Origin of the sequence: Halalkalibaculum sp. DA3122 (assembly GCF_043951865.1) — a bacterium.
Classification (GTDB): domain Bacteria; phylum Bacteroidota; class Rhodothermia; order Balneolales; family Balneolaceae; genus JAMQKA01.
Window position 1 is genome coordinate 1 of the sequence record NZ_JBINJF010000045.1, and the last position, 21638, is coordinate 21638.

Annotated in this window: 12 protein-coding genes and 1 pseudogene; 7 read left to right on the top strand and 6 right to left on the bottom strand. The window is 47.6% G+C overall.

Features of this window, described 5'->3' with window-relative positions; all coding sequences use genetic code 11:
* Positions 1-499: 499 nt before the first annotated feature.
* From ACG2F4_RS17960 to glp, 6 genes and pseudogenes are all read right to left on the bottom strand, one after another.
* Positions 500-574: pseudogene (locus ACG2F4_RS17960) on the bottom strand (VOC family protein); the annotation flags it as partial.
* 159 nt (positions 575-733) lie between these two features.
* Positions 734-1591, bottom strand: coding sequence for a formate dehydrogenase accessory sulfurtransferase FdhD (fdhD, locus tag ACG2F4_RS17965; protein WP_395262294.1), 858 nt, complete (start codon positions 1589-1591; stop codon positions 734-736).
* Entirely contained in the window at positions 1588-3861 is a 2274-nt protein-coding gene (locus tag ACG2F4_RS17970; RefSeq protein ID WP_395262295.1) for an FdhF/YdeP family oxidoreductase, read from the bottom strand. The genes fdhD and ACG2F4_RS17970 overlap by 4 nt, the downstream gene beginning before the upstream one ends.
* Positions 3862-4344: 483 nt before the next feature.
* A complete protein-coding gene (moaCB, locus tag ACG2F4_RS17975) occupies positions 4345-5253 on the bottom strand; it encodes a bifunctional molybdenum cofactor biosynthesis protein MoaC/MoaB (RefSeq protein WP_395262296.1) in 909 nt (302 codons plus the stop codon).
* Between the two features lie 427 nt (positions 5254-5680).
* Complete coding sequence (locus tag ACG2F4_RS17980) at positions 5681-6265, bottom strand: molybdenum cofactor guanylyltransferase (RefSeq protein ID WP_395262297.1); 585 nt, start codon at positions 6263-6265, stop codon at positions 5681-5683.
* Between the two features lie 65 nt (positions 6266-6330).
* Positions 6331-7515: a gephyrin-like molybdotransferase Glp gene (gene glp / locus ACG2F4_RS17985; RefSeq protein ID WP_395262298.1), complete on the bottom strand. Its 1185-nt coding sequence runs from the start codon at positions 7513-7515 to the stop codon at positions 6331-6333.
* A 227-nt stretch (positions 7516-7742) separates the two neighbouring features.
* On the opposite strand from glp, the gene ACG2F4_RS17990 reads away from it, so the two are divergent.
* From ACG2F4_RS17990 to ACG2F4_RS18020, 7 genes are all read left to right on the top strand, one after another.
* The gene (locus tag ACG2F4_RS17990) at positions 7743-8363 is read left to right on the top strand and encodes an RNA polymerase sigma factor (RefSeq protein WP_395262299.1); all 621 of its coding nucleotides are present in this window, start codon (positions 7743-7745) and stop codon (positions 8361-8363) included.
* A 618-nt stretch (positions 8364-8981) separates the two neighbouring features.
* A complete protein-coding gene (locus ACG2F4_RS17995; protein ID WP_395262300.1) occupies positions 8982-12722 on the top strand; it encodes an FG-GAP-like repeat-containing protein in 3741 nt (1246 codons plus the stop codon).
* A 313-nt stretch (positions 12723-13035) separates the two neighbouring features.
* Positions 13036-14112 carry a FecR family protein gene (locus ACG2F4_RS18000; RefSeq protein WP_395262301.1) on the top strand — a complete coding sequence of 359 codons (1077 nt, stop codon included), beginning with the start codon at positions 13036-13038 and terminating at the stop codon, positions 14110-14112.
* Between the two features lie 178 nt (positions 14113-14290).
* Positions 14291-17596 carry a SusC/RagA family TonB-linked outer membrane protein gene (locus ACG2F4_RS18005; protein ID WP_395262303.1) on the top strand — a complete coding sequence of 1102 codons (3306 nt, stop codon included), beginning with the start codon at positions 14291-14293 and terminating at the stop codon, positions 17594-17596.
* A 19-nt stretch (positions 17597-17615) separates the two neighbouring features.
* Complete coding sequence (locus ACG2F4_RS18010; protein ID WP_395262304.1) at positions 17616-19193, top strand: RagB/SusD family nutrient uptake outer membrane protein; 1578 nt, start codon at positions 17616-17618, stop codon at positions 19191-19193.
* A 366-nt stretch (positions 19194-19559) separates the two neighbouring features.
* Complete coding sequence (locus tag ACG2F4_RS18015; RefSeq protein WP_395262305.1) at positions 19560-21146, top strand: family 16 glycoside hydrolase; 1587 nt, start codon at positions 19560-19562, stop codon at positions 21144-21146.
* 40 nt (positions 21147-21186) lie between these two features.
* A partial coding sequence (locus ACG2F4_RS18020; protein ID WP_395262306.1) for a hypothetical protein occupies positions 21187-21638 on the top strand: 452 nt, incomplete at its 3' end.

The following is a 21638-nucleotide window of genomic DNA, read 5'->3' on the forward strand; positions in this document are numbered from 1 at the left end:
CTAATTCTTCATTTTTCATTCCTCACTGAACATCCCCCTGCACCCCCTTCGAACATCATTTACCGCTTTTCCATCATAACTGCCACAAGGGGGAAAGACCCGTGCTCTTCTTCCCGGTACCCCTTCGAGATTTATCATTTTTAATTCTTCATTCATAATTCCCATCCTCCGGTGGCGATTTTTTAGGTTCGTTTTTTTATCGATGAGAAAATGAACAGGGAGGGACGGTTAGGAAGCCCCCAAAAGAAAATTGTACCAGTTTTTTTAAAAAGAGTTGTTCCTTTTATCTTGATCTTAAAGGAACTAAAAATAAGACCGAAAAAGGCACAGCCATAAAATGATTTTGGATCATCCTGGTCCCGCGTTGAGGTTATTTACCTTCGAAAGCCTCCTTTAATTTCCGGATCTCTATTTTTTTCATTTGCAGCATCGCCTGCATGGCGCGTTTGGCTTTTTCGGAATCGTCAGCATTTAGCATTTCGTTCATCCCCTCCGGAACCACCAGCCACGAAATACCGAATTTATCCTTCAGCCAGCCACACTGTTCGGCGTTGGGATCGGCGGAGAGGACGATTTTTTACCCGTGCACATCATCCAGTGTTCCCAGGGAAAGTTGCCATGTCAGTCCATATTTATCCTGCGTCAACGGGGAGTGCCGACCAATTATGTTTTCTACCTGCACGAGATCAGCCAATAAGGGATTTGACCAAGTGTGGGCAGCGGTATTGAAATATTAACCAGTTTTCTCGATTCGAGAACTATGACTATATACATTAAATCGTTTATCTCGCAGAAAGCCCACCAACGTAATACCCTTTTCTTTCGCTAATTCCACAGCCAGGCTCGACGGAGCACCAACTGCAATGATAATTGGGATCCCCGCCTGGACCGATTTTTGTACAAGTTCATAGCTCACCCTGCCACTCAGAAAAACCAGGGTGTTTTGCAGCGGCACCAGGTTCTTGCTCAGTGCAGCTCCCACCACCTTGTCCAGGGCATTGTGGCGGCCGATATCTTCACGTAAAAGGAGCAGTTCTCCATCAAAATTAAACAGGGCAGAGGCATGGAGTCCACCGGTATGGCGAAATACCGTTTGCTCCTTCTCCAGGACATCATTCAGCCGCTGGATCGTCTGGATATCCACCTTTTGGGAAGATTTCTGATTCAGGCTGCCATGGTTACAGGTGATGGCATCAATGGCGCTTTTCCCACATACTCCGCAACTGGAGGTGGTCATGAAATGGCGTTCCAGGTTTTGCATGTCAAAAGAGACCTGGGAGGCGAGCTTGACGATCACCACATTGCCCTGTTCCTCCTCCTTCACCGTGTGGCAGTGGCGGATGGTGTGGATGTCATCGACCCCGGTTATCACGTTTTCAGCGAGCAGGAATCCCGCCGCCAGTTCAAAGTCGTTCCCGGGCGTGCGCATGGTCACGGCCAGGGACTCCTCCTGCCACTGGCCCTGCTGTTTGAACTGGAGTCGAATCTGTAGTGGTTCCTCCACAGCGACCAGATCGTCAACCTGATCACAGGTCTCTCCTTTAACGCGGTCTACCGAGACTACTGATACTTGTGATTTAGTCGATATCATGACGCCGAAGGTTGTATGCTTACCTCTACAAACTTGGAGGAAGGGCAGAGGCTTTCCGGTGATTTGTTGTCGATCGCCACCAGCACATTTCCTTCAGGGAAGTACATCCCGATGCATCCCTCAGAAATATCATATGGAACAACCTGGAAGTCAGTGATGGAACGTTCCTCACCATTAAAATAGCTGGTTATGTCAACATAGTCTTTGGCTTCCAGACCGAGCTCTTCCATATCATTCCGGTTCATCATGATCACCTCGCGCGAGTTCTCGATACCGCGATACCGGTCGCTGCAGCCATAGATGGTGGTGTTGAACTGATCGTGGCTCCGCATGGTCATCAGGATGAAATGGCCCGGCGCGATTTCGTTGTTGGGCACGGGATTGACCGTGAGGTGTGCCTTCCCGTTGTCGGTTTCGAATCGGCCTTCTCGGGCACCATTCGGCAGGTAGAAGCCCCCGGGCTGCTGAATGCGGGTGTTGTAATCTTCAAACCCGTCAATGACTTCCTCGATTTTATCACGGATCAGGTTGTAATCTTCCGCATAGGCAGCCCAGTCTGTGTTGCTTTTACCATTCAACGTAGCTTCAGCCAATCCACAGATGATCGCGGGTTCGCTCTTCAGGTGCTCGGAAGCGGGCTCCAGGTTGCCCTGCGACATCCGGATACGGCCGGCGGTATCTTCGGTGGTTACAAACTGGCGTCCCCTGGATGTTTCATCAATCTCCGTTCGTCCCAGGCAGGGCAGGATCAAGGCCTGTTTGCCGTGTACAACGTGACTGCGGTTCAGTTTTGTAGAAATATGGGCCGTCAACTCGCATTTTCGCATCGCCTCAAATACCAGGTTGGTATCCGGGGTCGCCAGGGTGAAATTGCCGCCCAGCCCCAGAAAGAATTTAGCCTTGTCCTCGGCCATCGCTTTCACGGCATCCACGGCGGCTACGCCGTGTTTGCGCGGCGGATCAAAGTCGAACGCCTTCCCGAGACGGTCTAAAAAAGCATCCGGCATCTGTTCCCATATGCCCATCGTGCGATCGCCCTGTACATTGCTGTGACCACGGACCGGCAGGGTACCGGCGCCCGTTTTACCGATAGAACCTTTGAGCAGCAGCAGGTTGACGAACTCCCGGATCGTATCCTCCCCGTTTTTATGCTGGGTGATGCCCATCGCCCAGGCGATGATGATTTTTTTGTTGTCCCGGATCATGGCCGCCGCTTCATGGACCTTGTCGGCCGAAACGCCACTGGCCTTGATCAGTGCGGCCAGTGATTCATTTTCAAGCGATGCCATGAGCTCATCATACCCGTCGGTATGGTTCCTGATGAAGTCATGGTCAAAGATCGTGCCCCCGGATTTCTTATCCTCTTCATGCAGTATTTTGATGATCGCCTTGATGAGGGCGATGTCCCCGTTGATTTCGACCTGCAGGTAGAGGTCCTGTAGTTTGGTGGGCTTGCCCAGCCACTCCCACGGCTTCTGGGGATGGCGGAATCCCATGAATCCCGCTTCAGGCATCGGGTTTACGGCGATGATCTTGCCGCCGTTCTTTTTGAGTTTCTGTAGCTCGGTAAGCATGCGCGGGGCATTGGTGCCCGGGTTTTGACCGATAATCATCAGCACATCTGCTTCCTGGATATCATTCAGGGTGACCGATGCCTTGCCGATGCCGGTGGTTTCCCCAAGAGCCTTCCCGGAGGCTTCGTGGCACATGTTGGAGCAGTCGGGCAGGTTGTTGGTTCCAAACTGGCGTACAAAATTCTGGTACATAAATGCTGCTTCGTTGCTGGTGCGGCCCGAAGTATAGAAAATAGCCTCGTCCGGGGAGTCGAGACTATTGAGCTGTTCCGCCATCAACTCAAAAGCTCCTTTCCAGGATATCTCTTCATAGTGTGCGGCGCCCTCCCGCAATACCATCGGTGTGGTGAGTCGCCCCTGCTTTTCCAGCCAGTGATTAGATTTTTCCCGGAGCTCTTCTAAACTGTATTCCTCGAAAAAAGCGGGTCCAATTGTTTTGTGCGTCGCCTCCCAGGCAATCGCTTTGGCCCCATTTTCACAGTATTCGGCTATTTTTGACCGGTCATCCGGGTCGGGATCAGGCCAGGCACAGCTGGGACAGTCACAGCCCTCCACCTGGTTGAGATTGAACAGGGTTTGCAGCCCCTCTTTCAGTTTCATGTTTTCCAGCACCCGACTGCCCGTTGATTTGATCGCCGGAAACCCGACAGCTGTATCCTTTATCTTTTTTATCTCTACTTTTCTTTTCTTCTCCATAACAATCTCATTTTTTGGTAATGGGCTCCCCAATCCCAAACCTTGTTATTAGTGTAATGAATCGAAAAAACGTAAACTACCCTGAGTTCGACATAATTGTCTCAACCGGATGCCTGTTTGCCTTCAAATGGCAGGGAAACAGTGAGGCTCTCCAAAAAGTCAAGTCCAACAATCAGATTCCTAAAAAATAAGGCACATGATTCCAATTGATCGGTCAATCCTCCTGTCCTCCTTCTCCAAGGAGGAACTCTTGGATTGCGATATTGCTCAAGATACAATATAGGCACTTTTGAAGTCCCTCTTGGAGAAGAGGGATTTAGGGAGATTGATATCACTTTAATTATTAAGGCACTCATTTCCTGGTTTGGACTTTTTGGACAGCCTCGGATGTAGTACCCTTTGTTGGGAGGAGGTTGTACCACCAACCTCACATGCTCGCTAACCGGGAGTACAACTCCCTCCGAACTTTAGCAAAGTTCTCATTTAATGACTGCTGCCTTTCAAAATTCTGAAAATGTGAAAGAGCGGCGGGAAAACGGCATCCATCGATTCTTTGGCCCCGTTGGTAGAGCCGGGCAACGCCAGCAGGAGGCTGTCCCCGATGGTTCCGGCCACGCTCCTGGAAAGCATGGCATAGGGCATGCGGTCTTGTCCATAGCTTCGAATTGCCTCTTCGATGCCGGGCACTCTTCGTTCAATCAGCTCGGAGACCGCTTCGGGCGTGACATCCCGTTTTGAGAGGCCGGTCCCGCCGGTAAAGATTATGAGCCGGCATCCCTGCTTTCTGAGATCATGAACCTTCTGCTGGATTTTATCCTTTTCATCGGGAATGATGCTGTAGTCGGCAATTGTAAGATCATATTCCTCCAGTTTATCGATAATGGCCTTTCCCGCCTTGTCCTCCTTCTTGCCGGCCGAAATGGAATCGGAGCATACGACGATCCCGGCTTTAAATGAGGACCGTACAGGATCACTGAAATCGGATGACCCGCCACTTTTTTGAAGCAATTTTATATGTTGAATCTCCACCTGTTTGTCAACGGGTTTCAGCATGTCGTAGATGGTCAATGCCACTACCGACGCCCCGTGCATCGCTTCCACCTCGACGCCGGTTTTATAAATTGTTTTGACGCTCATATGGATGGCGATCTCGAGTCCTTCAATAGAAAATTCTACTGTGGTTGCCTCAACCGGCAGGGGATGGCAGTCGGGGATCATGTCACTTGTCCGTTTTACGGCAAAAAGGCCGGCTGTTTTAGCCACTTCAAAGACATCTCCTTTCGGAATCTCCTTGTTTTTAACGGCCTCTATTGTATCACTTGTTCCGACTTTTACAATAGCCTGGGCGGTGGCAGTTCGCAGTGTGTTAATTTTAGACGTTATGTCAACCATATGAGGGATTAATCTTTCACGGGGGAGTTAACTAAATAATTTGAAACTGATTACAGATGTTTTGCAATGATATCTTTAAAGAGTCTGCCAATGCATGCAAAAAAAGGTGGCATGACAGTGAATAATTGGGAAAAAAGTTTTTGCTTTAATACCAATTATTGAATGGCATTTTGAATTGGACAGAAAACCGATGCCGGTGGAGCCAGGTATGGAAAACTTATTGTGCATTTCTTTTACTTTGCTGGTGATAATCAGGCAGAAAACACTCCTTGCAAAGTATTGGTCTGCTCCTGAAGACCTGGTTTCCCCTGTCAACTGATCTTCAAGTTCTGAACATTAATTAAAAGAATAGTATTAAAAAATTACGACATCAAAAATAATTTTATTGGGTTTTGGATCTTCAGCAGTTGTATCCACCCAAAAAGATTCAGCTGTTACCTGCATCTCGTAAATTCTCGAAATCTTCTTGTGTATTGATGTTTCTAAGAGTGTAAGCTTTCTCTTCTGGCAGAATCACTGTTTTGACCTTCATTGCTGAAACGGCAGCTTGAAGCTTTAATTTATCTTGCTCCAAACGATCCAGAAATGGGCCTTCGCAGCTTTTTTTATACATCGCCACCAACGGCATCTCACGGGATCCGTCTGATAGTTGGATAATATCATATTGCTCTTCATCATGGGCGATCAATCGGTGCAACGTGTTGGTCGTTATGAGTGGCACATCGCAGCTAACTATGATGTTCCGATATCCATCAGAATTGGATAGCCCGGTGTATATTCCACCCAGTGGTCCCCGATCCTCCAGAACATCCTGATAAACGCGCAACCCAAACTGTTTATATTTGTCAGAGTTTGAAACGATGAATAACTCATCAACGAGAGGATCCAGGGCCTCAATAATATGTTCGGTAAACGTTTGTCCTTTCCAAATCATCAAGCCTTTGTCCTGGCCCATCCTGGAGCTTTTTCCTCCGGCAAGTATGATTCCGGTAACTGTATTCATCGTATCCATTCCTTTAAAAACAGTTTAAAACTTCTGAAAGCTATATTTGGTCAGGTATAAACCCCAGGTGTCGATTAATTTGTTCTGACTGGCAATAGAATGGTATCTACTTCGTCCCCCTCTTCTACCACGACTTGATCAGGTGAAAGGTAAATAAGTGCGTCAGCTATGGAAAAGGTATGCAGCATGGCGGAGCTCTGTCCTTCAAGAATTTCAACCGTATTATCATCTTTCAACTTGGCTTTCAGGAAAAGTGCTCTGCCTTCTTTTTTTGTAACAGCGCTGGAAATTCTACGCTTCTTTCGTTTAAGATGGGATTCAGTATATCCCAGGAAATGCCTGACAGCCGGTAGAACATAGATGTAGAACCCGGTCAGGCATGAAGCTGGATTACCTGGTAGTGCAAAAACCAGGGTGTCACTCTTTTTGCCAGCATAGATAGGTTTACCGGGTTTTTGAGCCACTTTGTAAAAAAGTTCATTTACGCCCAGCTCGTTCACTGCCTGGCCTGCAAAATCATAGTCTCCCACTGAAATACCACCCGTTATAATTACAATATCACTACGGGAAATTGCCTTTTTTATCTCCTGTTTCGTCGTCTCGAATTCATCTCTCACATGCTTTTCGGTCACTTGAGTAATGCCTTCCGAGGCCAGCGCAGCCTTTAAATGTGCTGAATTACTCTCATAAATTTGACCATGTTGCAGGTCATTTCCGGGGTATACGAGTTCATCTCCAGAAACCAGGATACTGATACGAGGTTTTCGATATACAGAAATTTTTTCAATTCCCATGGCAGACAGGAATCCCACTGCTGCGGGAGTGAGAGCGGTTCCCCTGGAGAGAGCCAAATCTCCTTTCATGATCTGTTCACCGCCCGGCCGTATATTATCATACTCCTCCACATCAGTTACATGAATGGTTGATCCATTTTGTTGTACCTTTTCCTGCATCACAACAGCATTGGCACCCTCCGGAATTGCGGCACCTGTAAAAATTCGAGCGGCTTGCCCTGCCTCCAGCCTGAGGTCGTGTTGCTCACCCGCTGCCACGTTAGCAATCACGGTGTATGTGGGTGAGCATCCGATTGCTACAGCATATCCATCCATCGCAGACTGGTCAAAAGGAGGGAGATTTACAGGAGCATATACATCTTCTGCTAAAATGTGGCCAACTGCCGACGAAAGCGATACTTGGTGTACCGGACCCTTATTCAGGTTTTCATTTAAGGTAGCTATAGCTTGTTTTACTGGAATCATTTATTACAAAGGATTAAACATGATTCGAAGATCTGCTTCAATATTATTGGGCTAAATGAATAGAATCTTAAAAATTTGATATTAGCCATTATTTAACTATGTTGAAAATTAGCAACAAAATTATTGCCTAGCTCATCTAGACCAGGGATAGATAACATATAAAGGATTCAAGGCGAAATTAGGGGATTTCACCTTGGTGACTGTACTCAAAATATCTGGTTACCGATATGGGAAAAGGGAAGGCAAAAAGTACGATCTGGTCGGAATTTGTAAATGGCAATAATCAGAAGAAATCCTATAAGGATCTTTTCGATGCCTATTATGATGGGTTGTACGGGTACGGGACAAAAATATGTCAGAGGCCGGAAGTTGTAAAAGACTGTATCCAGGATCTATTCCAAAATGTGTGGGAGAGAAGGGGCGAGCTGGACCATATCGATTCTCCGAATGTCTATCTCTTTGTTTCACTGCGGCGAAAAATTCTGAAAAAGCAAAAAAAGAATAAAAAAATCGGTGATCTCAGTGAGTTGGATCCAAATATTTTTATTGAGTTCAGCAGGGAAGATTTGATAATTACCGATGAGATAAAGCATAAAAACAAAGACAAGCTTCAAAAAGCTCTCAATAAGCTACCCGAGCGACAAAAAGAAGTTATCCTTCTTCACTTTTTCAATGGGATGAGTTACGGCGAAATCGAAGAGATTTTATCCATAAACAGGCAATCGGTTTATAATCATATTTATCGAGCCATGGAGACGTTGCGATCGCTTCTTGATAATGAAATCATGAAGCTCGTCATATCAATGATGCTTTCCTTTATTTCATACTCCCATTTTTTTATTGGTTGAGTTACTGCTTCTCCCGGTAAGTGGCACTATTATTTTATTGCATAGTTTTTAGCAGGCTGTTTTTCCACTTCTTCTGAGATTTTTGGACTGGTAGCATGTTTTTAATTTTTTGAAGAAATGAGTAGAAAAGAACGGATTGATACTCTCCTACAATGAGTAAAGTGGATTTATTCACTGTTCTAACCTGTATTCTTACAGGAGTTTAGTCTGAATTCATGCAATACCATGATACACAATAAATTACATTGATCTTAACCGTTTACCGGATAAAAGTGATCCTATTTTCTAGTTTCGGAGGATCAATCTCACTAAATCCCTCTTCTCAAGAGGGACTTTCGGTGGTCATGCCACTGAAAGCAGAGAAATTGCATGTACTTTGCTATGGGAGTTCCTCCCTGGAGAAGGAGGACAGGAGGAGTGGTTCTGTATTAACGAAATAGATGGCTTAAAACAAATTGTTAACCGGTATACGCGTTGATCTTAAAACTTAATTAACTATAACGATGTGTAGCGGGCTTAGAAACTGGTGAAGTAATACGGGCTAATGGACTCAAAATTCTTATCAATTCTCTTGAAAAATACTCGGCATAGGGAAATCATCAAATTTCTGGAGCACTGATGCCTAAAGTTAAACTGGTACTTGTATATGTCTGTGTTGCGCTCCTTCTTGCTGTATGTAAAAGAGATGTAGATCCGGCCGAGCAGGCATACACCACTGGCAGTTCCAGTACAGGAGCTCCACAGGAAGAATTTCACGATTGGACTCCAGTAGAGCCGGGAAATTCCGGCGAAACCGGCTTTCAAAAGCTGGAATCTTCCGAGACCGGCATAGAGTTTACGCATCACGTGACCCAGGAGGAGATCAGTCAAAACCGCTTCCTGCTGGATGGGACCGGGGTGGCCACCGCGGATGTGGACGGGGATGGCTTGACAGATATCTATTTTTCGCAGATGAACGGCCCCAACAAGCTCTACAGGAATCTTGGGGGATTCCAGTTTGAAGATATTACGGAGCAGGCTGGTGTGGCCCACTCCGGGAATTACAGTACGGGCACGCTCTTTGCGGACGTAAACGGGGATGGCAGCCCGGATCTGCTTGTTGCCACCGTGGACGGGGAAAATGCCGTGTATATCAATAATGGAGAGGGGAGATTTGAGCTCAAAAAAGACAGTGGACTCAAACCCGGCAGCGGTTCCACCACCATGACCATGGCCGATATCGACGGGGATGGCGACCTTGACCTGTATGTCGCCTACTACCGTGAGAAGCGGGTGTACGATCTGTTTGACGAGAAAGAGCTGCGGCCCACCAATATTTTGAGAAGGGTGGACGACGGGACAAACCCGGGCAACATGCAGTTTGAATTCAACGAACCGTTCGGGCAGTATTACGATATTATTTACCGGAAAAATAAAAATCCCACTGTGGTTGAGATAGGCGAACCGAACAAGCTCTATATAAATGACGGTTCGGGGCAGTTTACTGAAGTCACCAGCGAAAAGGGACGTTTCCTGAAGGCAAATGGAGAACCGTTTACCCTCAAACCGGAATGGAGTCTAACGGCCAGGTTTCAGGATATCAACGGGGATCAGCACCCCGACCTCTACATCTGCAACGACTATTTTAGCCCCGACCGGATCTGGATCAACCAGGGTAATGGCACGTTCCGGGAAATGGATCCAAACGCGATTCGTAAATTCAGTTACTCGGCCATGGGGGTCGATATTTCCGATATCAACCGGGACGGTCACACCGACTTTTTTGTAACCGATATGCTGAGCCCCGACTACATGATGCAGGCCAGCCAAAATGTTTCCAAAGAGAAGCGGCCCGCCATGATTACCAATGCTTCATACCAGCCGCAGTATATGCACAACACCATGTACCTGAACCGGGGGGACAACACCTTCCGGGAGATCGCCTATTACAGCGGTGTTGAAGCTTCCGGGTGGTCGTGGGCTACCCGCTTTATGGATATCGACCTGGATGGATATGAGGATCTCATCATTAATACCGGGTATCCTTATGATGCCATGGATATGGATTTTATCCGCAACAAGGGACAGTACGAGGCGGTAAACCTGGAGAAAGCAGCCCCGAAACTGGACCTCCGTAACCAGATCTTTCGCAACAACGGGGATCTCACATTTTCAGAGCAGAGTAAGCAGTGGGGCTTTAATGAAACAGACGTTTCCTACGGGCTGGCCACTGCCGATTTTGACAATGACGGGGATCTGGACGTGGTAACAACGCGCTTCAGGGCTGAACCTGCAATCTTTAAAAATAAAAGTGCCGCACCGCGGATCAGCGTTCGCTTGCATGGGCAGTCACCAAATACACAGGGAATCGGGGCCAGGGTTATACTCGAGGGAGGTCCGGTGACACAATCCAAAGATCTCGTGGCGGGCGGCGATTATCTTTCCGGTTCTGACCCGCGAGTTACGTTTGCAGCAGATCCGGGCAACGCGGATCATACCCTTGTCGTAAAATGGCCCGGTGGTAAAACAACTAAAGTGGAAAATGTGGCCGCCAACCGGATTTATGATATTTACGAGCCTGAAGAGCGAGAATCCCGTTCAACGCCTGAATCCGGGAATGAAGTTCAACAACCGGTGTTTGAGGACATTTCTGCCCGTATTGGTCACCGCCATTCCAGTGATTCCTATGATGATTTTGAGCGCCAGCCGTTGCTGCCCTTCAAATTAGGTGCGGAGGGACCCGGTATCACGTGGATCGACTACGACATGGATGGCGATGACGATCTGTTTATCGGAGGCAACACCGCTGACAAGCTGAGTGTATATGAGAATCGTGGTAACGGGCAATTTAACAGGATTGAATTGGCAGGCAAGGAGGCCCTGAGCCCGGGCGTATCTACTTCAATTTTGGGTTGGCCCACTGCTGAACATTTTAATATGGTGATCGGGAATTCTGATTATCAGCTGAGCAGTGGCCGGGGTTCGATACCCGCTGGATTTCGGTTTATGGTTGGCCGGGATGGTTCCGGCAAGTTGCAGAATATTCCGGGTATCAACGCTTCGGCCGGCCCTGTTGCAGTCGCTGACTATGATGCGGACGGTGATCTGGATCTGTTTGTAGGGGGACGGGTAATACCGGGCTTGTATCCCCTGAGCGGAAATTCAGTGTTGTTCAACAACGAAAATGGCCGTTTTGTTGAGGACGAGTCCCAGGGGAGGACGTTCAATAAAATCGGAATGGTGACCGGGGCCGTGTTCACCGATTATGATTCAGATGGGGATCCGGACCTTATTATAAGCACCGAATGGGGTCCGGTTAAGCTATTTGAGAATCAAGATGGTACATACATCGATATAACCGGGGCCACGGGGCTAGGCAGGTATTCAGGTCGCTGGAGCAGTGTGGCCACCGGTGATTTCAATAATGACGGGCTCATTGATATCGTCGCCACAAATCTTGGGAAGAACTCTCCCTACCAGCTCCGCAGCGAACATCCGCTCAAAATATATCACAATGATTTCAACAACGATGGGAGCATGGAAATGATCGAGGCTCGCTATGATGTGTCAATGGAGGACTACGTTCCGATGCGCAAGCTGTACGAGTACTCCGTTTTCGGCTCCATTGTATCGGGTCCCGTTAATTCGTATCAGCAGTACGCCGGGCAGTCACTGCAGGAGCTGCTGGGCACTCCCCTCAGTCAACTTCCCTCCAAAGAGGTCAATACGCTCAAGCATATGGTATTCCTGAATACCGGTGATGGTTTTGAAGCCCATCCGCTGCCCAGGGAAACCCAATTTACCACCGGTAATGGAATTGTTGTAGCCGATTACAACAACGACGGCAGTGAGGATCTGTTCATAACCCAGAACTATTTTGATGTTCCTGAGGGATTCCCGCGGCAGGATGCCGGTCGGGGTATACTGCTAAAGGGAGATGGAACGGGCCGTTTTGTCCCGGTTGGCGGTCCGGAAAGCGGGATTAAAATATATGGCCAGCAGCGGGGAGCAGCATTCAGCGATTTCAACAAGGATGGCAAGGTCGACCTGGCGGTTGCCCAGCGCGATTCAACAACGAAGCTGTACATGAATCGCGTCAGCAGGCCGGGCATTCGTGTAGAACTACAGGGACCCGCGCAAAACCGGGCGGGCATTGGCACTGCGCTGCGTGTGATCTATGATGATGGAACCAAAGGTCCCCGGCGGGAAGTGCAGGCCGGAACAGGGCATTACTCCATGAACAGCCTGATCGCTGTTCTGGGTACGAATCCCAATAAGGAAGCCATTCAGCTTGAAGTTCACTGGTTTGACGGGGAGGAGTCCAGTATTTCTATTGAGCCCCAAAAGAAGAATTACAGAATTTTGTATCCATCCCTGTAGTATATCAACCAAAACTGGATATCTGCTAAATCTCAGCTTGAGACCTACCAGTTTGTAAGACAGATTACAGTTTTGCCATATCTTTCCGATTTATTCAGGTTGAAAAAACTGGAAAACCTGGATGGAGAGACCGTTTAACGAGAGTAAATATACAGGGTTCCAGTCGTTGCCCTATTCATTTGAGATTGTTTTAACTGGTATCTGCTTTACCAAAAATAAATTAAAAAAGATTGAGTAGATGCCGGATAAGCTTAGCTCTCCTTTATTGAGTTGCAGTCATAGATTAATGCCCAGAATCAAATAGCGTTAACAAGTGGAAGAACAAGATTATACCGTCGCAGAACTCATCCATAACGATTCGTTTCGGCGGATTATAGATGGAACTGCCAGCACCGAAGAAAAAGAGTATTGGAACCGATGGATGGAGGCCTCAGAGGTCAATCGGCAAAAAGTGCAGCAGGCGATGTCAGAAATTGCAGGATTTAAGTTTGCAAAACCGGTCGAGTCGGATAAAGAGCGTCAATGGGAGCGTCTTTACAATAAAACGATTAAAAACAAAGATAAATACAAGCGTAAAACCTCCAATAACAGTGCCCGGGTTCAATGGATGTTTAGGGCCGTAGCTGCGGTGCTCCTGATTGCTGTTGTAGGGATCGGAGTTTATTACTATGAGATTTCAAATCAATCTACTGAGCTGGCCCAAATATCGAAACGTGAGTCTGTTTCAACCAATGCCGGTCAGCAGAAAATTTTACGATTCACCAATGGGGACAAGGAAGCAAAGATTGTGATGAACGGTAATTCCACGATTACCTATGATGTGGGATTACTGGAAAACGAACCTATCAATGTTGAACTGCACGGCGAGGCGTTTTTTGATGTGGAAAAGGGATTCGCTGAATCTCCTCCGGCCTTTTCGGTTACCACTCCGGATGGAGTAATTGAGGATATCGGCACCGAATTTATGGTCACTGTTGATCCCAATTTGTCCCGTGTGGTACTGCAGGAGGGTATGGTCAATGTACAAGCTATGAATGGGACCACCGTAGTTCAAGATTTTGACGTTGCCAGAGGAGAAATGATTGAGTTTACCAGCCAGGAAATTCTGACTAAATCCAAGGTGAATTCAAGTTTTTACACTTCATGGGCAACGGGTCAGGTAGAGTTTGATCAGACAAAGATAAGTGCGTTCGCAAGATTCATCGAGAGTAGATATGGAGCTACAGTAAAAATTGTAGATCCGGATTTAGCTGATGCTACCATTGATGGTGCCGCGTATTTCAGGTCACTGGAAGAGCTGGCGCGATCGGTCTCTGATGTTATGGAGATTCCGGTATTCCAGTCCGCTTCAGGAGATACCATCTTTATCGGGCGACAATATGGTGGATAGTTAATGTTAACTCAACTAGGCAATTATAATTAATGGGAAACAGGATACAATTATGAAAGCAATAAAGCACCTGGTAACGAAAGTTGTAATACTCGCTTTCAGTTTATGTTTAATGGGAAGTTTAGGGTTGGCACAAAATGGGAGAGGCTTTTATGCTAACTCACAACAACCTGATAAGTTGGAGGTTGAGCGTGGTTCTACGCTAAAGGAAGCCTTAGAGCTCATTGAAAATAGATTTAACATCGTGTTTCTGTATGGTACTCTTACCGTACAGGGCAAGAGGATCGGTCAGGATTACAAGCTGAGTGGAAATTTCCAGGAGGTTACTTCCAAAGTACTGGAAGAACACGGACTTCAGCTTAAATATCTGACTCCCAAAACATATGGTATTTTCAAGCCAAAAGAGGAAGTTCCCAAAATTCAAGTCGTTGACCATCAGGTTAGCGGAACCGTTACTGATGCTGCTACCGGCAGAACATTACCCGGGGTCAATGTATTGGTGAAGGGTACGGCAACCGGTACCGCCACAAATGATGATGGAGACTATGAGTTAACTGCCCCCACTGCCAACGACACGCTCATATTTTCATTTATTGGGTACCAGACACTTACCGAGCCTATCAATGGTCGTTCTGAAATTAATGTTGAGCTAACCGGAAGCAGGCAGTTGCTGGAAGAAATGGTCGTTACCGGCTACAGCACCCAGCAGCGTCAGGACGTTAGTTCCTCAATTGCCTCTGCGGATGTAGAGGGGATGCAAAAGAAAGCCGTCACCAATACAAATTTGGCACTGCAGGGAACTGTCGCAGGAGTTCATGTACAAGCACGTAACGGAAACCCGGGTTCTGGAACCAATGTAACGATTAGAGGATTCTCCTCTTTTTCGGGCGATAATGAGCCGCTGGTGATTGTAGATGGCATTCAAACTGAAACAGGCTTAAGCAATATAAATTCCGATGACATAGAGTCGATTCAGGTACTGAAAGATGCTTCTTCGGCCGCTATTTATGGCTCCCGGGCTGCAAACGGTGTTATTCTTGTTCAGACTAAGACAGGAAGACGAGGGGGATCACCAATCTTGTCATACTCTAACTACCTGGGAACCCAGGTACCTTATGATGGAGTATCCATAACAAATGCGGATGAGTATGTGACCGTTCTTCAGCGCATGTATGGCGATGATCTCAGCGGGGGTACAGGTGTACCCCAGGCCGCAAAAGATTACCTCGCCAATCCAGGTGAATTAGGAAGCTACAACTGGCAGGACTTAATCTACGAGCCTGCATTCATGCAGAATCATAACATTTCTGTCTCTGGAGGCAGCGATTTTGGAACGTACCGAATATCTGCGGGCTATCTTGACCAAGCCGGCATCACGAAGGGTACAAATTATGAGCGTGTGAATCTCCTTGCAAAGGGTGAGTTCTTTGTTACCAATGATATTACAGTAGGGCAGAGCATATCGCTGAACCGATCCGAAACACTGCCTGAGGCTTTTGCCTTCAGCCGGTCCATGTATCAGCAGGCTGTGCAAATGTATCCATACTTCTCTCCCAGAACGGATGACGGGGAGGCATGGCGAACCTCATCTTTCTACTACGGAGGTGGTGATAATCCTGAAGCCTTGATCAGGAATCCATTCCATTACCAAAGTTTATGGGATGAGTTCGACAAAGGCAGTGAAATATCTCTGAACATGTATGCCGATGTTGAGCTTATTGAAGGGTTGTCATACAAGATCAGCGGTTCCTACTCTCAGTTTTCCAACCAGTTTAAATATAAGTTTGGAGACAAGGGCGAGAACCAGGGAGAGTATTTTAATCCCAATAAAGAAATAAATACGTCAGAAAGTACCTCTTTCAACTGGAATATCGATAACACGCTTCGCTTTGACAGGGACTTCGGCAAGCACTCTCTGGATGTTACAGCCGGTTTTGTAGCCCAGCGGTTTCAAGACCGTTTCCTTGAAGGAGGTAAAACCAATTTCCTTTCAGAGAATACGGAAACCCTTGACGCCCCGGGCGGGCAAAATGCCTTTGTGGGGAATTCACTTTCTGAAAGTACCCTGCTCTCATTTATTAGCCAGTTCAATTACATATATGATGACCGGTATCTCCTTACCGTGAACTTCCGTCGCGACGGCTCTTCCAGGTTTCATCCAGATGTTCGCTGGGGGAACTTTCCGGGTGGTTCGGTTGGATGGAGAATTTCAAATGAAAGCTTCTGGGATAATACCGGGCTCTCTGATGTAATTACCGATTTGAAACTCCGGGGCGGGTATGGTGAACTTGGTCGGCAGAATGTTAGCGACTATCCCTTCACCCCCACACTCAATTTTGAACCGGTAGTTTTTGGTGATGCGATTTCTAACGGGTTGATCACCGGAACTCCCATAAACAGCCAAATTAGCTGGGAGAAGCTGGTAACAACCACTATTGGTTTAGATTACGAGCTGTGGCAAGGTAAATTCAGCGGTTATTTCGAATACTTCAATAACGACACGGAGGATATGATTATCGGCCTCCCGCTGGCGCCTTCTGTGGGCGGTGGTGAGCTGTCAGTCAACTCTGGGCTGATCTCCAATGAAGGATTCGAGATGGAGCTCAACTATAACGGTAGTTCTGGTGACTTTAACTATACCGCGGGGTTTAACCTGGGTACCACTGATGCCAAAGTTGAAGAGCTGGGAACAGACCGCATTGTATTTGGAGCAACTTCGCCAGAATGGGACGTTACCCATACCATGGAGTTCCGAGAGGAGAGCGGTGGACTTGCTGAATTCTGGCTGATCGAAACCGACGGTATCTTTAAATCTCAGCAGGAGATTGACAACCACACGAGTTCAGACGGAACGGTGATCCAGCCGAATGCCGAACCCGGTGATATCCGATTTATTGACGCCAATGACGACGGAACCATCACGAGCGAGGGAGATCGGCAACTGCAGGGCAGCGGCATCCCAACCATGAATGTCGGTTTTAATTTTTCCGCTAACTACAAAGGATTTGACGGCAGCCTGAACGTGACCGGAGCTTTCGGCCAGGTAATTTACAATACCCATCAATACCTGCTTGAACGGCCGTATGGATTTGAAAACTTCAGCACAAACATGCTGGATGCATTTGATCCGCAAACCAATCCCGATTCGAACTTCCCCAGATTGAATCCCAATGACATTGATGAAAACTGGAATTCAAGGCCGTCATCCGACAGATATATCGAAGATGGCGACTATGTGAAAGTTCGGAACTTGGAAATCGGGTATACACTCCCAACTGACCTTGTCGGCAGGCTCAGTATGAGATCGGCCAGGATTTTTATAAGGGGGCAAAACTTGCTAACTCTCACGGGCTACGACGGGGCAGATCCTGAGGTAGGTTCATCCCCAACTGTAGGTAGTTTTACGGCCTTTACACAGGGGCTGGACCGTGATACCGCTCCCCAGGCCAGATCTTACCAAATTGGTGTAAACCTCGAATTTTAACAGTAACGGGATAATAATTATGAAATCACTGATATCTAAAGTTTTTGTACTGAGTGTGATCTTGTTCATGTCCGCCGGTTGTGGTGACGATTTCCTGGATCTTGAAAATCCAAATGAAATAACAGCCGGAACATTCTTTGAAACCCCAGAGCAGATGCAGCAGGCTGTAAATACCCTGTACTCATCAGCCGAAGCGGTTCGGGGTTTTGGTGATCAGCAGACATTTGGGCAAAATGCCAGAGGTATAGACATGCAGCTGACTGACGGCGCTTTTGCCGCCCAGGTAGACTATGCCAACTTCACAACCACTCCGGAAAGTGGTGCCTCTGACAGTTACTGGGAAGGGCTCTATACCATGATTTTCCGGGCCAATACCATCCTGGGCAACATTGACAGGGTAGACTGGACCGGGAATGAAAGCATGCGGGATCTGTTAACCGCTGAAACGCACTTCTTCCGTGGATTGGGGTATTTTTATCTTGCCCATCTGTACGGCCAGGTACCCATTGTTACAAAACAGGCAGAAACGGATGACGAATTTAATCCGCCCAAGGCCGAAAGCATAGGCGCTGTTTATGACCAGGCCATTTCAGATCTGCAGACGGCCAAGCAGGGACTCCCCGAAACCCGTGCAACGGATGGTCAAGTGACCAGCGGTACGGCCACTGGGTTTTTGGGCAAAACTTACCTGTATAGGGCCAGTTACCTGGACGAACCCAGTAATTATAGCCTGGCAGCTACTGAATTCAAGGAGGTTATTGACTCAGGCGTATATGGTCTGGTTGATAATTACGTGGACAACTTCACTGCAGTTAATGAAAACAATGAAGAGTCCCTGTTCGAAATTCAGTATAAATTCAATACCTCTCCCGAAACACCCACGCAGAGCCGCCCCTTTAACAGTGTGCCGGGAATCGGTTTTGAAATATTCCTGCGTCCATCCGACTGGGTGATGCAGGAGATGGCTGAGGAGCAAACAGTAGATGGCAATTTCGATCCTCGCTACTTGGAAACCATCTATTTCCATGGTGGGTTGCCCCTGTTCAGCGTTCCCTATAACGAACTCGGCAGCGGCATCAGGTGTGAAGGTGGACAAGGCGTAGGCGGTGCACCCGACGGATCAAGCACCACGGAAGGGGGCTGGTGGAGGAAATATCTGAACGTAAACTTAGGTTGCCCACCACAACTTACCGGCGGATCAGCAGAAAATAATGAACGGGTACTCCGCTATGCCGATATCCTGCTTATGTATGCTGAAGCCGTGACAATGGATGCAGGTAGTGTAACGCAAGAAGCGGTAGATGCCGTACAACAGGTGCGTGACCGGGCAAACCTGGCCACTAAAACAACCGGTGACTATGCCAGTGCTGATGAGTTGATGGACGAAATCAAGCATCAGCGCGTTATGGAGTTTACATACGAGAACATGTACTACTTCGATCTGATCCGCTGGGGTGAGCTTGGAGATGCCCTACAGCAGTATGGCACCCCAACACAGGCGGCTAATTACGATCCTGTGAAGCACAAATATTTCCCGATACCTACTTCAGAAGTGGTCAATAATTCAAATCTTGAACAGAACGACCCCTGGAAATAATGGTAAAAATCAAGAGGGGTGGCCACCCTCTTGACAATATTTTTATTTGTAAAAATATATCCCTAGTACTAGTTGCTAGGCAATAAAAAAGGGGGCAGAACCTCCCCTGTTCTGCTCCCATTCCTATAGAGTACCATTGCTCAGTTATTGGTACTGCCCGGTAGTCAGTGTTCATATTACTACCTCTTCAGTTTAACTGATAAAATTTTAGGAAGCTGGTATTCATATTTTTTAGAGCAAAGTCTGGATACCAGCTATTTCCGAACAGTCATAAAATTCCGGTAGTGGTACGGGCCTTTATATACGATGTATTTAAAATTATTTGGCTCGTATTCTACTAATTCTAGATCAAAGAAAGTGAACAAGATGAACCGTTTTTCCCACTTTATGCTTACGCTGTATATAATAAGTTGTTTGGGGGTAAATTTTGGGCACGCTCAGGTTCCCGAACAACAGACGATTGTGTTTGTTACGGGGGGCGATGAATACCAGTCGCGGGAACGAATGAAACCGTTTGCCGAGAAGCTGGAGAAGGATTACGGCTTTAATGTAATATATATAGCTGATGAAGCCCCGGGAGCGGATACTGACCCCAATAACGATCCCGATCCCACTCCATTACCCAAGGCCGAACAAATTGCCAAAGCTGATCTGATGGTTGTATATATGCGATTCCGAAACTGGACGGAACGATCAACCAAACTGTTTTTGGAGCATTTTGAGAAGGGAAAGCCGGCCCTCGGCATCCGAACTACGACCCACGCCTTCTGGAAGGACCGCACGTTTTCTCCAAAATATTTCGGAGGCCATTATAAAACGCATTATACAAGCCGAATTGTCGCCCAGGTAAACCCGGAGCATGCCGATCATCCGATGGTCCGCGGAGTCCAACGCAAATGGGGACAGGGAGAAGGCCCCTACGTTTCTACCCCGCTGACGGAAGGCGCCGAGCCGGTGGTGTTTTCTTATGGGCATAACCGAGACCGCGAAGAAAGCCCGGGTATCGGCAACGACAGCTACGACTCCCCCAACTACCCCGTGGCCTGGGCCTACCATCACAATGGAGCGCGACGCCCCATGATTACGCTGGGCAGCTACCGCGTGGGCGACCTGGAAGCCGATTATTTTCAACACTTGTTCTATAATTCCGTCTTCTGGGCCCTTGAATATGAGGTGCCCGAAAATGGCGTTCTGGCTGAAGGGCATAATTTTGAGGCCGTACCTGAAAAGGAAGTCTATCAACCTGAACAGGCAAACGTTCCGAGCCCGCCGACCTTTAATCCCACAGACAAGGAGGAGTGGGAGATGCTTTTTGACGGCAACGATCTCTCAAAGTGGAAACATTATGATGTGACCATCCCACCATATATGTTGTATGTGGATCGCCGGGCGAATTCGGAAGGTCCGATCGATTACACCATGGCCCCGGCGCGTTGGAATATCGAAGATGGAATGCTGATTGCAAGGCCGGGATATGGGGATATCATTACCCGCCACCATTTCAACAACTATAAATTGCGGCTCGACTACTACATCCCCGAGAACCCGGATTGGGTAACTGGCGAATGGCGCGGCAACAGCGGCGTCTATCTGAACGGATCCTGGGAGATTTCGATCCTGGATTCGTACGGGAAACAACCCACCGATCGGTCGAATGGCGCCATTTACCGCAGGAAGGCCCCATTGGAAAATGCCTCTAAACCGGCGGGACAGTGGCAGACTCTTGAGATTGAATTTATTGATGGAAAAGCAACCGTGGAATTGAATGGCACCCGAATCCATGAATCCGTCAAACTGTACAAGCCGACATTTATGGGATTCCCGTCCGCCACCATTTGGCCGGATGAGAGTTTCCCCAGTTATGATGAGACGGTAACGGAGGGCCCCATCCGCCTTCAAGCCGAAAATTCCCGGGTCCGCTTTGCCAATATCGCTATTCAGCGAATTTTTTAAACAGTACGTAAGAGTATTAAAAACGTAAGATGATTGCATTATGAAACGAATCAATACTTGTTCAGAAATAATTAGTGATTTTAAAAGGCTCATATTTTTGTGCTTGTCAGTGGCCCTATTTACTCCACTATTGGTCCATGCCCAATCATCCGATGATATTACCGGGCAGTGGGAATTCACCATTCAATTTGAGGAGGGAGAAACCGACGGCGGTACCATCAGTATTTCGGGCGAGCCGGGATCATACAGTGGCATTTTTGACATGGCCAGCAGTTCCGTTACGCGCAAACTGCAGAACATCGTCTACCGTGATGGGCAGCTCAATTTCGAAGTAGAGCGGCTGTACGACACGATAGCCGTGGAGGTCGCCATTTCAGGTGAAAAGATGGAAGGCATGATGATCTTTGGTGAAGAGCAGGTGCCGATGGAAGGGAGGCGCCTGTCGGAGGCTCCCGGGGCGGTTATTGACCATGCGGCCGTCATTCGCAGCTT

What these genes read in the sequence shown, in the direction of transcription:
- fdhD (WP_395262294.1), bottom strand. Translation starts at nt 1,591, where the DNA reads ATGATATCGACTAAATCACAAGTATCAGTAGTCTCGGTAGACCGCGTT.
- ACG2F4_RS17995 (WP_395262300.1), top strand. Translation starts at nt 8,982, where the DNA reads ATGCCTAAAGTTAAACTGGTACTTGTATATGTCTGTGTTGCGCTCCTT.
- ACG2F4_RS17980 (WP_395262297.1), bottom strand. Translation starts at nt 6,265, where the DNA reads ATGGATACGATGAATACAGTTACCGGAATCATACTTGCCGGAGGAAAA.
- ACG2F4_RS18015 (WP_395262305.1), top strand. Translation starts at nt 19,560, where the DNA reads ATGAACCGTTTTTCCCACTTTATGCTTACGCTGTATATAATAAGTTGT.
- moaCB (WP_395262296.1), bottom strand. Translation starts at nt 5,253, where the DNA reads ATGGTTGACATAACGTCTAAAATTAACACACTGCGAACTGCCACCGCC.
- ACG2F4_RS18010 (WP_395262304.1), top strand. Translation starts at nt 17,616, where the DNA reads ATGAAATCACTGATATCTAAAGTTTTTGTACTGAGTGTGATCTTGTTC.
- ACG2F4_RS17990 (WP_395262299.1), top strand. Translation starts at nt 7,743, where the DNA reads ATGGGAAAAGGGAAGGCAAAAAGTACGATCTGGTCGGAATTTGTAAAT.
- glp (WP_395262298.1), bottom strand. Translation starts at nt 7,515, where the DNA reads ATGATTCCAGTAAAACAAGCTATAGCTACCTTAAATGAAAACCTGAAT.
- ACG2F4_RS17970 (WP_395262295.1), bottom strand. Translation starts at nt 3,861, where the DNA reads ATGGAGAAGAAAAGAAAAGTAGAGATAAAAAAGATAAAGGATACAGCT.